The 15211-nt window shown below is 61.8% G+C and carries 11 protein-coding genes; 5 read left to right on the top strand and 6 right to left on the bottom strand.

All coding sequences use genetic code 11. The features are described from left to right. The 5 genes from PQR54_RS09395 to PQR54_RS09375 all read left to right on the top strand — a co-directional run bounded on the left by PQR54_RS09395 (nucleotide 1) and on the right by PQR54_RS09375 (nucleotide 7253). Nucleotides 1–1008 (top strand): FAD binding domain-containing protein, encoded by a 1008-nt coding sequence (locus PQR54_RS09395; protein WP_408245119.1) that lies wholly within the window; start codon nucleotides 1–3, stop codon nucleotides 1006–1008. A 24-nt stretch (nucleotides 1009–1032) separates the two neighbouring features. After that, entirely contained in the window at nucleotides 1033–3270 is a 2238-nt protein-coding gene (locus PQR54_RS09390; RefSeq protein ID WP_408245118.1) for a xanthine dehydrogenase family protein molybdopterin-binding subunit, read from the top strand. A 22-nt stretch (nucleotides 3271–3292) separates the two neighbouring features. Beyond that, nucleotides 3293–3907: a lipocalin-like domain-containing protein gene (locus tag PQR54_RS09385; protein WP_408246031.1), complete on the top strand. Its 615-nt coding sequence runs from the start codon at nucleotides 3293–3295 to the stop codon at nucleotides 3905–3907. 299 nt (nucleotides 3908–4206) lie between these two features. Beyond that, the gene (locus PQR54_RS09380) at nucleotides 4207–5496 is read left to right on the top strand and encodes an MFS transporter (RefSeq protein WP_408245117.1); all 1290 of its coding nucleotides are present in this window, start codon (nucleotides 4207–4209) and stop codon (nucleotides 5494–5496) included. Further along, entirely contained in the window at nucleotides 5493–7253 is a 1761-nt protein-coding gene (locus tag PQR54_RS09375) for a winged helix-turn-helix domain-containing protein (protein WP_408245116.1), read from the top strand. The genes PQR54_RS09380 and PQR54_RS09375 overlap by 4 nt, the downstream gene beginning before the upstream one ends. A 108-nt stretch (nucleotides 7254–7361) precedes the next feature. On the opposite strand, the gene PQR54_RS09370 is transcribed toward PQR54_RS09375, so the two are convergent. The 6 genes from PQR54_RS09370 to PQR54_RS09345 form a co-directional block, all read right to left on the bottom strand. Further along, a complete protein-coding gene (locus PQR54_RS09370; RefSeq protein ID WP_408245115.1) occupies nucleotides 7362–7607 on the bottom strand; it encodes a hypothetical protein in 246 nt (81 codons plus the stop codon). 161 nt (nucleotides 7608–7768) lie between these two features. Then, nucleotides 7769–8983, bottom strand: a complete 1215-nt coding sequence (locus PQR54_RS09365) for a phytanoyl-CoA dioxygenase family protein (RefSeq protein WP_408245114.1) — start codon at nucleotides 8981–8983, stop codon at nucleotides 7769–7771. A gap of 230 nt (nucleotides 8984–9213) precedes the next feature. Beyond that, on the bottom strand, nucleotides 9214–10695 hold the full coding sequence (locus PQR54_RS09360) for a catalase (RefSeq protein WP_408245113.1): 1482 nt from the start codon (nucleotides 10693–10695) through the stop codon (nucleotides 9214–9216). Between the two features lie 375 nt (nucleotides 10696–11070). Next, nucleotides 11071–12174, bottom strand: a complete 1104-nt coding sequence (locus tag PQR54_RS09355; protein ID WP_408245112.1) for an ornithine cyclodeaminase family protein — start codon at nucleotides 12172–12174, stop codon at nucleotides 11071–11073. A gap of 43 nt (nucleotides 12175–12217) precedes the next feature. After that, complete coding sequence (gene tcuA, locus PQR54_RS09350; RefSeq protein ID WP_408245111.1) at nucleotides 12218–13717, bottom strand: FAD-dependent tricarballylate dehydrogenase TcuA; 1500 nt, start codon at nucleotides 13715–13717, stop codon at nucleotides 12218–12220. Nucleotides 13718–13744: 27 nt separating this feature from the next. Continuing rightward, nucleotides 13745–15136 (bottom strand): MFS transporter, encoded by a 1392-nt coding sequence (locus PQR54_RS09345; RefSeq protein ID WP_408245110.1) that lies wholly within the window; start codon nucleotides 15134–15136, stop codon nucleotides 13745–13747. Between the last annotated feature and the right edge of the window lie 75 nt (nucleotides 15137–15211).

Here is a 15211-nt window from a genome sequence, read left to right as displayed (position 1 = left end):
ATGGAAATCTTCCAGTTGTCGCGCGCCAGCGGCGTGCGTGACGCGATCGCGACCGGCGCGACTTCCGCAACGGCCCAGCAAGGTGCACAAGTGCGCTTTCTCGCCGGCGGCACGACCTTGCTCGACCTCATGAAACTGAACGTCGAGCGGCCGACGCGAGTCGTCGACATCAGCCGGCTGCCGCTAGACAGTATCGAAGCGCTGCCCGATGGCGGCGTGACGATCGGGGCGACGGCGCGCAATGCGGACCTCGCATTGCATCCGCTGATCCACGCACCGTACACGGTGCTGTCGCAGGCGCTGCTCGCCGGCGCCTCGGCCCAGTTGCGCAACATGGCGACGACCGGCGGCAATCTGCTGCAACGCACGCGCTGCGTCTACTTTCGCGACACCGCGATGCCATGCAACAAGCGCGAGCCGGGCTCGGGCTGTCCGGCGATCCAGGGATTCAATCGCACGCTGGCCATTCTCGGCGCCAGCGACGCTTGCATCGCCACCAACCCGTCGGACATGAACGTCGCCTTGACCGCGCTCGACGCGACCATACACGTTGAAGGGACCGACGGCGCGCGCAGCATCGCGATCGACGACTTCTTCGTGTTGCCGGGCGCCACGCCAGAGCGTGAGAACGTGCTCGAAGCAGGCGAGCTCATCACGCACGTGACACTGCCGCCTCTACCCGCGGGCGCCCGCTCGGTTTATCTGAAACTGCGCGATCGCGCGTCGTACGAGTTCGCGCTGGCGTCGGCGGCCGTGGTCGTGACGCTCGACGGTGGACGCATCGAACATGTGCGCGTCGCGCTCGGCGGCGTCGGCACGCGGCCCTGGCACGCGCTCGAAGCGGAAGCCGTGCTGCGCGGCGCAACGCCCGATGCCGCAACCTTTCGCAAGGCCGCGGATGCCGCGCTTGCGAATGCGAAGCCGCAAAGCCAGAACGGCTTCAAAGTCGAACTCGCGCGCCGCTGCATCGTCCATGCGCTGACCCAGGCTACGGCCGCGACGCCCTGAACCGTCCATCGAGAGGAACGCACCATGTCTACCTTGCCCGACTCCGTGCTGTCCGTGATCGGACAGCCTCAAGCGCGCGTCGACGGACCGCTGAAGGTCAGCGGCAGCGCCACCTATACCTCCGACGTGGATCTGCCCGATCTGCTGATCGCCGTGCCGGTATGCAGCACGATTGCCAGCGGCCGGCTCGTGTCGCTCGATATCGCGGACGCCGAGGCGATGCCCGGCGTGCACGCGGTGCTGCATCGAGACAATATCGGCCGCTTCTACCGGATCTCCGGCAACTCGATGGAGACCGGCTACGTCGACGAAGCGCGGCCGCCTTTCGAGGACGACATCATCCGCTATTACGGCCAGTACATCGCAGTTGTGATTGCCGACACCTTCGAGGCGGCGAGCGCGGCATCGGCGGCGATCGGGGCCCGCTACGAAGTCACGCCGCACGACGTGCGCGACGAACTCGAGGCCGACGACAAGCCCAAGGTCGAAAGCGAGCGCGGCGACCCGGACCGTGCGTTCGACGCTGCGCCGGCGACGCTCGACGCAACCTACGTGACGCCGACGGAGACACACAACCCGATCGAACTGCATGCAACGATCGCGGACTGGGACGGTGAGAACTACACGTTCTACGAGACCACGCAGGCGATTACGGTCCACCTGGGCACGCTTTCGCAGATGCTCGGCGTGCCGAAGGAAAAGATCCGCGTAATCTCCCGCTATCTCGGGTCAGGCTTCGGCGGCAAGCTGTGGATGTGGCCGCACTCGCTACTCGCGGCGGCGGCGACGCGTCAGATGGGTCGTCCCGTGAAGCTGGTCGTGAGCCGCAAGATGATGTTTCAGAACGTCGGCCATCGCCCCGTCACGCAGCAGCGTGTGCGGGTGTCCGCCGAGCGCGACGGCAAACTCACGTCATTGCAGCACGACTACGTCAACCACACCGCGATTGCCGACGACTACCAGGAAAGCTGCGGCGAAGTCACGCCGCTCATCTATAGCACGCCGAATCTGCGCGTGACCTCGGGCGTCGCGCGCCGCAACGTTGGTTCGCCGACGTCGATGCGCGGCCCAGGCGCCGTGCCCGGCCTGTACGCAATCGAATCGGCGATGAACGAATTGGCGCATGTGCTGAACCTCGATCCCGTCGAGTTGAGGCTGCGCAACGAACCCCGCGTCGACGAGAGCACGGGTTTGCCGTTCTCTTCACGGCATCTCGTCGAATGTTTGCGCACTGGCGCCGAGCGCTTCGGATGGTCGCAGCGCACGCCGGGCGTCGGCTCGATGCAGCGCGACGGCCTGACTGTGGGCTGGGGCGTCGCCGCTTGTGTCTGGCCAGGGATCCGTTTTTCCGCCGCGGCGGACGTCGATCTACGAGCGGATGGCAGTGCGCGTGTAGTGTGCGGCACGCAGGACATCGGCACCGGCACGTACACTGTGCTCGCGCAACTGGTCGCCGAGGAAACCGGCATTCCGCTCGAGCGCATCGAGGTCGGTCTCGGCGATTCCGTGTTGCCACTGGGACCGATTTCGGGCGGCAGTGCGGCAACGGCATCGGTGATTCCCGCCGTGCTCGACGCGGTGCGTGCGGCCATCAAGTTGTTGCTGTCGCGTGCGGCAGCCGTCGAAGGATCGCCGTTCAAAGGCGCCGATGAAGACGAGCTCGCGTTCAGCGCGGGACATGTGCATCGCAAGGGCGAAGCGCCTGAGCGCGGCGTGCCGTTCGTCCAGATTCTCGAAGCAGCGAAGATGCGCGCCGCGTCGGGCAGCGGCAGCGCCAAAGGCGGCTTTGACGATCCGCTCAAGAAACGCTTCTCCATCTATTCGTACGGCGCGCACTTCGCTGAAGTCACGTGGCAGCCGGAGATCGCGCGCTTGCGCGCGACCCGCATCGTCACGGTGATCGATGGCGGGCGCATCGTCAATCCGCGCGCCGCGCGCAACCAGATCGAAGGCGCACTCGTGATGGGCGTCGGCATGGCGCTGTTCGAGCACACCACGTACGACAAACAGACGGGCGCACCGATCAATAGCAACCTGGCCGATTACGTCGTCGCGACGAACGCGGACACTCCCGAACTCGACGTGACCTTTCTCGATCATCCGGACACCGTATTCAACGAACTCGGCGCTCGCGGGATTGCGGAAATCGGGCTTGCGGGCATCGCGGCGGCGCTTACCGATGCCACCCATCATGCCACCGGCGTGCGCGTGCGCAAGCTGCCGATCATGATCGAAGATCTGCTGGCGGCGGAAATGACTTGAGGACAGATGTTTATTGGAAGTCGTGGCCGGGAAAGCTATCCTAATAGCTTGTCTTCTGATGATCGAAGACGAACCAGGCATTGCACGCCGGGAGTCGAAGCGAATGCTTCCGCCCTCGCGCGCGCCGGAGAACGCCATGACGCCTTTGCAAACCCTGAGGGCCGCCGCGCTGGTGGCCCTCGCAATATGTCTCGCTGTCCCAAAGTCTTTTGCTCAGACGGCGCCTGGCGTAGTGGGTTCATGGTCTCTGGTTTCGCTGACCGTCTCGAGAAGTGGCAGCGACGCCGACGTGCTCGGTTCGCATCCGTCCGGGCAACTCATCTTCGGCAGCGATGGCCGCTATGTTCTGCTCGGCGTTCGTGCAGACTTGCCGAAGTTCGCATCGGGTAACCGCTTATTGGGTACTTCCGAAGAGAACGAACGCATCGTGCAGGGCAACTTCGCGCACTTCGGCACCTATACCGTCGATCCGGCGGGACAGGTGATCGTTTTCCACATTCAGAAAAGTACCTTTCCGAACTGGGACGGCGATGTTCAACGGCGCCCGTTCACACTCGATGGCGACCGGCTGACCTACGTCACGCCCGGCAGCTTCGGATATGGTGCGTCGAAAGTGGTGTGGCAACGAATGAAGTAAGCAGCCGCACGCGAACTGCATGGGCCGAACCGCCAGCGCCGAGTCCCGAATGCGGCGCACTTCGATCCGTCGATCCGTCGATCAGGAACCACAAGGCGAATCTAAAGACCTTTCTTGTAAGCGAATTGTCGTCCATCATATTTAAGCCAGAACGATCATGCACCGTCATCGAAGTCGGATTGACACGGTGGTGGCTAAACACATCCCTCCGGCGCGGCGTCCGCTTAAAACGGTAGTTATGCCTGGCGATATCAGGGATTACCATGCTCGACGATTCGCCCCTAACCCGAAAAAGCTCGATGACGGCCCACCAACGCTGGACCATTCTGGTCGCCAGCACGGGAGGAGCGCTCGAAGTATTCGACTTCGTCATCTTCGGGTTCTTTGCAAGAAGCATCGGCAGCGAGTTCTTTCCGACGGGAACGGGCGTGCCGGCGGAGGCGTTGTCGTTCACGGTACTGGCCATTGGCTACCTTTCCCGACCGGTCGGCGGCATCCTGCTTGGGCGATTCGGCGACACGCACGGCCGGCGCCTCGTCTTCGTATCGTCGGCGATGATCGCTTCCGTTTCGACGCTTCTCATCGGAATACTTCCTTCATACGCGGCATGGGGCGCGGCCGCTCCGGCGCTTCTTCTGGTGCTGCGGCTCATTCAGGGTCTTTGCCTCGGCGGTGAATTGCCAGGCGCAGTCGTCTACGCCGTCGAAACCGCGCGCGGCAGGCCGGGGCTTCTGTGCGGCATCGTGTTCGTCGCGGTCAACCTCGCGTTGCTTCTGGCGACGAGCATGAACCTTGCCATGCAATGGGCGCTCACACCCGGGCAGGTCAACGCGTTCGGATGGCGGCTCGGCTTCCTGCTAGGTGGAATGGTCGGCCTGTTCAGCTTTGCTTTGCGGCGCACGCTTGCGGAGACCGACGAGTACGCGCAGGCCATTGGCGAGCGGCACCGCGAGCCTCTTGCTGTCCTGTTTCGCAACCATTTCGCTCCCCTGATGACAGGTGCCGCCGCGTCTCTTCTGGCGGGCGCATCGGGCGGCATCTTTATCGGTTTTACGCCGAGTTATCTGCAAAAGCTTCAATACGACACGCAACAGATCGCGAGTGCCCAGACGTGCTATCTGATCGTCGTGGCCGCATGCATTCTCGTGACGGCGCACGCTGGCGACCTGTTGCCGCGCCGCTACGTGTTCAGGTCGGGAACCGTCTTGTCCGCGCTTTTCGCGCCCTTCTTCTTCATCGCGGCCGCTCGTCATTACGCGAGCCTCACTGCACTGTTCCTGATGGCCGGCGTCGTCAGCTCGTTCGCCAACGGAACCTTCGCGTGTGCGATTGCAGAGATGTTCCCTATCGATGTCCGCTTCAGCGGCGTTGCCACGGCTATGAATCTCGGTCTGTCCGCTTCGCTGGGACTGACGCCGCTCGCGGCGCATTTCCTCGTTTCCGGTCTGCACTGGATGCCCGCACCCGCGCTCGTCATGGTGTTGTGCTCGGCGCTTGCATTCGCGGCATCATTCGGAATGAAGCGCGAGCGACGGCGCGCCGACGCAGTCGCCATGAGCAGGAACTCGCGATGGCAGGAACGCAGATGAACACGCCAGAATCCGTCCGGATCGCGGATGTCGAGCTGAACATTCAGCGCTACGAATTGCGCCGCGCGGGAGAGAAGGTCAGTCTCGAGCGTCTGCCGATGGAGTTGCTGATTCTGATGGCATCTCGCAACGGGCAACTCGTCACGCGCGCGGATATCGTCAGAGCACTGTGGGGTGCGAATGCGTATCGGGAAACGGATAACTGCATCAACACGGCAATCCGGAAAATCCGCGTCGCGCTTCACGACGATCCGGTCAATCCGCAGCACATCATCACGGTAAAGGGCAAAGGCTATCGACTGAACAACGTACGGCCCGTGCCGGAGGAATCGGTGCCCGCTCCGCAGGAAGCCGCGCGAATACTGGTTCTGCCGTTCGAAAACCAGACGGGCGACTCCGGCCAGAACAGCTTCTGCGATGCACTGGCCGACGAAACATCCGCCAGCATCGGCATGCTCGATCCGCAGCGCATCCTTGTCATTTCGAGGACGACTGCCGCCCACTGCAGACGAGTCAGTATGAGCATCGCGGAGATCGCGCGCGAGTTCTCGATCGACTATGTCCTGGAAGGCGCGCTCAAACGCGACGGCGTGAGGATTCGCATTCTGGCGCAATTGATCCGTTGCTTCGATCAGGTGCAGATCTGGAGCCGTGCGTATGAGCCGATGACGCGTGGCGCACTGGATATCCAGAAAGAGGTGGGCGCGGCGCTCGCCCAGGAGGTATCGCCCGCGCTCGCGGAACAGCAGCGGCACATGCTGACGAGACGTTTGCCGGTCGATCCGACGGCCCACGATGCGTATCTGCGAGGCCGTTACTACTGGACCCGCCGCGTGCACTTCGATGCGGGGTTTGCCGCGCATCACGCGTTGAGCGACGAGGACTTCGTGCGCGCGCGCGGCTACTTCGAGCGCGCGATCGAACAAGACCCGACTTACGCGCTCGGCTATGTGGGGATGTCGAATGTTTTAGGCGCCACGGCGACGCATGGGGTCTGTGCACCGTCGGAGGGCCATCCGCTAGCGCGGCAGGCGGCGCTGCAAGCACTGGAACTGGACGCCAGTCTTCCCGAAGCTCACCAGGCGCTAGCCGGCGTGCACTATTTCTACGACTGGGACTGGCGGCGTGCCGAGGAGGAGTTCCTCGAAGCGTTGCGGCTGAACCCAAGCCACGCTGAAACGAGCCGCCTGTATGCACGCCTGCTGCTGGTGCTCGGGCGAGAAGCGGAAGGCAGAGCACAGTTCGAGCGCGCCGAAAAGGTCGACCCGCTCGGGTTCGAAGGATCACGCGTATTCGGACTCGTACAGGCAGGCAAATACGACGAAGTGATTCGGGAGTGCCTGCACGCCGGACGTGGCAATCGCTCCCCGCTCGTCTATCAACTGCTGGCGACCGCGTATGAAGAGCAGGGTCAATACGAGGAAGCGGTCGACGCGACCATTGACGCGTTAACACGGTGCGGCGAATTCGCGCGTGCAGAGACTATTCGCACGGTCTGGGAGTCCGGCGGTTATCAAAAAGTCCTTCAATGGTATTTGCAGGATCTGACGGCGAGGCGTCAAAGGCGCTATACGTCGCCGTTTCTGTTCGCCGAAATTTACGCGAGGCTCGACCAGCCGGACGAGATGTTTCATTGGCTCGACCTCGCGCTTGCGGAGCATTCGCCGCGCCTGTGCGAGCTTCGCACCAATGCATGGTTCAATCGCTACCGGTCGATGGGGCGATTCCGCAACGTCGAAAAGCGTATCGGGTACTGAGCGCTGAGCATGGCTCCGTCAGTAGCCGGTTAATAGTACGCGCGATGAGTGTATTCACTGGCACTCATCGCGCGTAACGCGCGGTCGCGCAAAGCTGTTGCGCTGCAGTCAATGGTGGCGGAACGTATTGGCCACGAGACGGCTTTGCTCCCCGGATTGCAGGCTGTTGAGGTCCGGATAGGACTGCCGCGCCGGATTCATTGCCATTCCCGTCTCACTCCTCGACGCGTCGGTGACGCCACCGACATCCTGAACAGACGGCTCGGTTCCCGATGGTACGGGTTTGTCTTGCGCCCACGCTTGCCCCACGAACATGCTGATCGAGCAGAGCGCCACGATTCGAAGCGTTTTCATGTCAATTTCTCCTTCCCAGAAGTGCGTAAACGGTCAGTGCATGACCGGCCGTAAGGCGATCCCGGACGGTCCCCGCGAGGATGCGGCGTCGCGTTGCTATCGCTTTGTCAATCCTGCGATCAGATCGTCTTCTGCACCATCGACTGAGTCTAAAGAAATTGTTAACTCGTGCCAGATTGCGGGTTGGTGGAGCGTTGTCGCGCAATGTGCTCGTTCAAGGCGAGCGTGAATCGGGAAGGATCCCAATCCTCGTCGAGTGCGCGATGCATGAGTTCCTGCTGGCTCTCCGGCGCCAACCCGCCGACCGGCGGGTCGCGGTCGAGGTTGGTCGGGAACGGGTAGCCCTCAGCGCAGGATGCAATTGCCGCGGTGATTTCCGTGTCGCTTATCCGCCCCGACGCACGGCGCTCGCGCAGTACCGGATACAACGCCTCGCACATCCCCCTGCGGTCGAGCACTTCCATCGCCCGGCCATAAGCCGATGAGACCTGCAAGAGATTCGCCATACGCTGCACGTCCGCAGTGCGATTTGCGCCGGCCGCATGGAACAACGCGGGATTGAAGAACACGGCATCGCCCTTGGAGAGCGGCAGTTGGACGAAATGGTCCTCGAAATATTCCCGAAACTCGGCTCGACGCCACGCCAGATATCCCTCGTCATATCGCTGCGAATACGGCAGGAGCTTCGTCGGTCCGCTTTCAACCGGCATATCGCTATGCGCCACCGCGCCCTGCAGAGTGAGGAAGGGGGACATCCGATGGACGTGCGCGGGATAGCGTTCGGCCCTTTCAGCCGTCTGGAAACCGAGGTGGTAATCGCGATGAGCCTGTTGGGCAGCGCCGCCGGGCCGAACCACATTCACCTGTGACGTCATCTGGTAACACGGCCCGAGCCACGCTTCCGACACAATCATCAGCATTGGATTTGAAAAGTATTCCGCGAAGACGTCGGGCGCTCGCAGGCAGAGCTTTTCCTGGGCGTTCCAGATCCGGTCATTCGCGCCTGCCTTTGCGAAATGGTCTGCCGCACTCGAGCCTTGATCGCGTTCACCACGAATAATGGATTCGAAGACGGCCGTTGCATCGTCGACCGGTCCGGTATCGACAAATGCCCGCCGAAGCACGAGTACCCCTGCGCCAGCGTGAAGCACGCGAGCCCATTCCGCCTGCAACTGCGCTCTCTGCGATGCATTGCGCGTCATGCCATCGAGCTGTGGACAGTCGTAAATGGGAATTCGCTGCGTAGTTTCAGCCGCATAGCGCGTGGGGCCGTGGTCATCGCCCTCCAGCAAAGCGACGAATTCGTTTAAAGCGCAATCGCGCTCGCGGTACCAACTCTGCTCGGGCTTTTCGATGCGATTCTGGCTGCGGTCCATGTCTCTCTCCTCTGTACGTCAAGGATAGCCCCATGTCGATGCACTCGCCAGGCGCGTAACGAATCGAAGTGCAGTGCTGTATGCCAGGTTTCGCGAACTCAAAGTCGCCAGGCTCTCGAAGAAAACTGCCTCTGCCCAAGCCTGATCGAAGCTGTACATCGCAGGGCCGGCAATCCATGAAAGCATTCGCCGCCCCGCGACAGCGTCGTGAGCAATTTGAATCAACTGGACTAGCTTATGTTCTTCTCGCCTATCGAATTTGTGTTTGCAAGCGTCTGAACCGCCGCAGAAACACCTGCACCGTAAGCCGCATCCGCAAGACGGCAATGTTCGATATGAAGCTGAACGACCGGATCCGACACGCCCTGCAATGCGCGTGCGGTGTTCTCGAACAACACTTGCTGTTGCGCCGCTGACATGTTGCGGAACAGAACGCCCGTTTGCGAGTAGTAGTCGTCATCGACCCGATGATTCCAGTGATCCGCAGCGCCTTCCAGGCTAAGCGGCGGTTCACGGAAGTCCGGCTGCTCGACCCACTCGCCACGCGTGTTCGGTTCGTAGGAGATGGTGCCACCCTGGTTACCGTCGGTACGCCCTTGACCGTCACGGTGATAACTATTGACATAGCTCGCCCCTCTTGGCGAATTCACCGGAATCTGTGCGTAGTTGACGCCCAGACGATAACGCTGCGTGTCCCCATAAGAAAAGAGTCGCCCTTGCAACATCCGGTCCGGTGAGAAGCCGATTCCCGGCACGACGTTCGACGGCGCGAATGCGGCCTGCTCGACATCGGCGAAATGGTTGTCGGCGTTACGATTGAGTTCCATCACACCGACTTCGATCAACGGATAATCGGACTTCGGCCATACCTTCGTGAGATCGAACGGATTGATCCGGTACGCGCCTGCTTCCTTCTCGGGCATGATCTGCACGAACAGTGTCCAGCGCGGGAAGTCTTTGCGCTCGATGCTCTCGTACAGATCGCGCTGATGCGATTCGCGATCCCGGCCCACCAGCGCCTCGGCCTCGGCGTCCGTCAAGTTCTTGATACCCTGCTGCGTGCGGAAATGAAACTTGACCCAGAAGCGTTCATTTGCCGCGCTGATAAAGCTATACGTGTGGCTTCCAAAGCCGTGCATGTGACGGAAAGAACTCGGCAGGCCGCGATCGCTCATGATGATCGTAATCTGATGCAGTGCTTCAGGAAGCTGAGTCCAGAAATCCCATTGATTCTGCGCGCTACGCATACCCGTACGCGGATCACGCTTGATCGCGTGGTTCAGGTCCGGGAACTTCAGCGGGTCGCGAAAGAAGAACACCGGCGTGTTATTGCCGACGATGTCCCAGTTGCCTTCTTCGGTGTAGAACTTCAATGCGAAGCCGCGAATGTCGCGTTCAGCATCCGCCGCACCGCGTTCGCCGGCAACCGTCGAGAAGCGCGCGAACATCTCAGTGCGCTTTCCGATCTGCGAAAAAATCTTTGCGCGCGTGTATTTCGTGATGTCGTGCGTCACAGTGAACGTGCCGAATGCGCCTGATCCCTTTGCGTGCATCCGCCGCTCTGGAATGACTTCACGATCGAAGTGCGCCAGCTTTTCGAGGAGCCACACATCTTGCAACAGCGCCGGGCCATTCGGACCCGCGGTCTGAGTGTTCTGATTGTCGGCGACAGGTGCGCCAAATGCTGTCGTCAATTTCCTATTCATGTTCATGTTCCAAACCTCGCATGGGGGTGATGAAAAGCGATGCAAACCGTTGCGAATCACAACCGTCGTTCGTCGATTCAAGAATAGCAGCGCAATGCATCTGCCATGTTTGGAATTATTTACTGATTGGATAACAGAATACTAAGTCCCCCATGCCAGGTGATACGTCGAATAAGGACAATCTACGTAGGAAAACTGCCAGCCTGCGTGGAGCTGGCAGTTGCGGCTTATAAAAGCGCTGGAAAATGCGGCTTGAACTCGCGGCGCCGCATTGGAGATGATCGGCGCAGAGGATGGGTAGTCAATCGATGTGACCGCTCAGCCCGAAAATGGATCCGACGGCTAACTTATAGATGCGGCGAAATAGCGCTCCCGCTCTATTCAATTTCTAATGGACTGCAGGAAATAGTGATCCGGCAGCGCAATGCCAAGACCCAGTCGCGACGCTTCGCGGTACACATGCCCGCCCACCGCCGCAAACTGCACGCCCCAGTTACCCACCGTGTAATAGAAGGTGATCTGCCGGGCATTCGTGCGGCCCGGCGCGCGGCCGGTTATCACGTCGGTATAGACCGGCCAGCCGGTCGTATCCACTCTCTCTCCGCGCGACACTGGCAGACGCTCCCGCTCCTCGCCGCTTCCACCGATGAACGCATTCGGGCTGCCCGACACACGCTGGCTGAAGCGCGCGCTCTCCTCCATCGGCAAGCGTTCATGGCCTTGCGCGATGCACACGTCGAAGCGGCTCGCCACCCTGGCGTCGAATTCACGCGGCGTGAGCGCCACCACATGCATGCCCGGCTCCAGCCAATCGGCGTCGATCACGGGCGTCATGCTGTCGGTGCAGGTAGCAACGATGTCGGCGCCGCGTACCGCTTCTTCGGGCGAGCCGACAGCATCGACTTCGATCCCAAGTTTCGCCGCCATGTCCCGCGCAAAACGCACACGGTTCGCCTCACGACGGCTGAAGACGCGCACGCGACGAATATCGCGCACGGCCACCAGCGCCTCGAGAAACGTTTCCGCCATACCGCCAGAACCGATCATGCCGACGGTGTGCGAGTCCTCGCGCGCGAGCAGCCGCGTGCCGAGTCCCGCCGCGCCGCCCACGCGCATGTGTTGCAGGTGGCCGTCGTTGAGCATCGCGAGCGGCTTGCCGTTTTCGGTGCTGAACAGCATCACCAGTCCGCAATACGTGCCGGGCTCGACGCAGTACTTCTGCTCGCTGCCCGCGCGTCCGTCGGCACCACGCGGCCACACCATCACGTCCGATTTCAGGCGCACCGCCAGAATGCCGCCGGTCGCGCCATCCACCGAGCCGAAGCGGTAATAGCTGTCGTCGCGCTGCGTCGGCACATAAGTGTCGATACGCGGACGCCCGATCGACGCGCCATCCGGCAATCCGGCGAACGCGCGCTCCTGCACGTCGATGCAATCGCGCATCGTCAGCACGCGCGCGACGCAATCGTTATCGATAAGCAGCATCGTAGTGAGCCCCCCGAGCGTTTTCCGTTCGTTAGTTTTCGAATCAGCGTGCGACCAGCCGCGCCGCTCCTGCCCCGGCTCGCCGCCCGAACACCACGCCGGCGACGAGCCCCGTGCCGCTGCCGTAGTTGTGATAGTAAAGACCGCCGACAATCTCGCCCGCCGCGAATAGCCCGCGAATTGGCGTGCCCGATGTGTCGAGCACTTCCGCCTCGGTCGACACCTTCAGTCCACCGAACGTGAAAGTCACGCCAGTAGTAACGCCGTAGGCTTCGTAAGGCGGCGTGTCGAGCCGATTGGCCCAGTTGGTTTTGTCGACGGCGAGCCCACTCGTGCGCAGACCGTCGTGAATGTTCGGATTGAATGACACATCTGGCCGCGGCGCCTCGTTATACGCGCGCACGGTGCGCAGAAAACCTTCGGGATCGACGCCCGTGAGTTTCGGCGCCAGTTCTTCGAGCGTATTCGCCGTCTCTTTGGTGATGCGCGCAATCCGGTACTCGTCGCGCAGCAACTTGACGACTTTCTGATCGAAGATCTGCCACGCGAAAAGACCTGGTTGGCGCAAAACCTCTTGCCCATATTTCGCGTACGTGAAGCTGTGAAAGTCAAGTCCCTCGTCGAGAAAGCGCTCGCCCTTCGCGTTCACCAGAATCCCGAACGGATAGTTATGCTTCTGGAAGCGATCGCCGATCGTCAGATCGCCGTACTCGGGCGCATTCATGTCCCATTGCACCGCATGCGCGCCGGACCAGTGCCCCGTTACCGCAGCGCCGATTTCCATCGCCATCTTGTGGCCCCAACCGGTGTTGTAGCGCGTGCCGCGCACTTTCGCCAGGTCCCAGTTCGGCCCGAGATAGCGCGCGCGCATTTCCGCACTCGACTCGAAACCGCCGCACGCGAGCACCACCGCTTTCGCGCGGATGTCGACCTGCCTGCCTTCATGCATGGCGCGCACGCCTTCGATGCGCCCGTCGCCATGCAGCAGGCCCATTGCCTGCGTGCGATAGAGCACGCCGATTCCCGCGTCCTTCAGCGCATGATGCAGCGTTTCGACCAGATGCGTGCCACCGCCGAGAATGTGGCAGGCCAGCCCACCCCAGAAACGAAACTTGCCTTCGACACGAAACGCCTGCCGCCCCAGCGCGGGTTGAAAACGCACGCCATGCTGTTTTAGCCACAGCGCGGCGTCGTAGCTGTTGCCGATCAGTACGTCGGTCAGATCCGGGTCGGCGCGGAACTCGGTCAGCCGGCCGATATCGTCGAAGTACTGCTCGCGCGTGTAGGTGCCGAAATCGATGTTAGGCAGATCCAGTTCCGCGATATCCGGTGCGAGCTTCATCAGGTCGTCGACGGAATCGTAGACGAAGCGGAACGCGCCGCCCGTGAATGCTGAGTTGCCGCCGCGCGCTTCTTCCGGCGCGCTTTCGAGCAGCGCGATGCGCTTCGCACCGCCTTCGCGTGCGGCCAGCGCCGCGTTGGCCGCGGCGTTGCCCGCGCCGATTACGAGCACGTCGATATCGTTGAGTTCGTCGATGGTCATCAGTTGGCTCTCCAGTTCCAGTGTGATCTAGCGTCGCGGGTATTCGGCGAGCGGCGTCAGTGACGCCGCGTCTGCGTCATCCACGACCGGGTTCAGTGTTTCGAGGCTGCGGCCGGTGGTGCGCGGGCCGAAGACGAGCGTGATCAACGCGGTCAGGAACCACGCGCCCGCGATATACATGAACACGGTCACGTAGCCGTAGTTCGTGTAGATCGCGGCAATCACGAAGGCATTCGCGACATTCGCGATCCGGCCCGCGCCGTACGTGAGGCCGGTTGCGCTATTGCGCACGCCAGTCGGAAACTGTTCGGGCGTGTACGAATAGAGCAATGTCGCGAAGGTCTGCGTCAGCATGCCGACCGCAAAGCCGAAGGTCACGATCAGCACCGGTGTAAAGCTCAGCCCGTAAAGCAGGCCGAATCCCGCGATTAATAGCGCGACTAACGCGATCAGATGTTTGCGTTCGAAGCGGTCGGCGGGATAAACCGCGAGCAATGCGCCAAGCGGCGCGCCCACGTTGATCAGCGTGAAATACGTGAGGCTGCGTGCAATGGTGATGCCGTGATGGACCAGCAAGGTCGGCACCCATGCTTCGAAACCGTAGAAGCCGATGGTCTGCAGCAGCCAGATTGCGCAGAGCGTGAGAGTGCGGCGACGGTAGACGCTGTTGAACATGGTCATCCACGGCTCGCGGGTTTCGGGCGGGCGTACGACAACCTCCGGCGTGGTCAGCACGTTGCCTTCCGCGATGCTCCTTGCCTCCATCGCCGCGAGCGCGGCTTCCGCTTCGTCGAAGCGTCCGGCTCGCGCGCTCCAGCGTGGCGACTCGGGAAGCCGCTTTGCGATCAGTGGAAACGCGACGCCAAGCGCGCCCCACACGAAGACCCAGCGCCAGCCGTCCGGACCGTACGGCACGAGTAGCCGCGCGACAAAGTTCGTCAACGGAATCGCGCACAGGTTGATGACCATGGCCCACGACTGCCACGTGCCGCGCGAGCGCGCCGGGAACAACTCGGCGATATAGGTCATCACCGTCACCATGCCTGCGGAAATGCCGAAACCGGTGACGACTCGCGCCGCGAACAGATACGGGACACTCGGCACAACCGCCGTCGCCAGCGATCCGAGCGACGAGATCAGCACGAACAGCATCAGTGAGCGTTTGCGTCCGAACCGATCGGATAACAGTCCGCCGAGCGTTGCGCCGAAGAACATGCCGATGAAACTCGCCGACGTGATCAGCGCAATCTCATTGATCGCGATATGCCAATGCCGGATCAGCGCGGGCGCCGCGGATGCGAACGTGTTGATATCGCAGCTATCGAAGAAGAGCGGAATCGCGAACAGGAACATCCATTCGCGATGCATCCGCGAGTTCGGCAAACGGTCGACGCGCGCGGCGACGAGTGAATCGTTCATGCCTGTCTCCATCTAGTCATGCGGTCGTGGCCGCGCGATTGTCTTGCTCGTTCGAATGCAGCTATCCAACGTGAT

This window comes from Paraburkholderia phytofirmans (assembly GCF_046028095.1).
Classification (GTDB): Bacteria; Pseudomonadota; Gammaproteobacteria; order Burkholderiales; family Burkholderiaceae; genus Paraburkholderia; species Paraburkholderia phytofirmans_A.
This window is presented reverse-complemented; position numbering and strand designations above follow the sequence as displayed.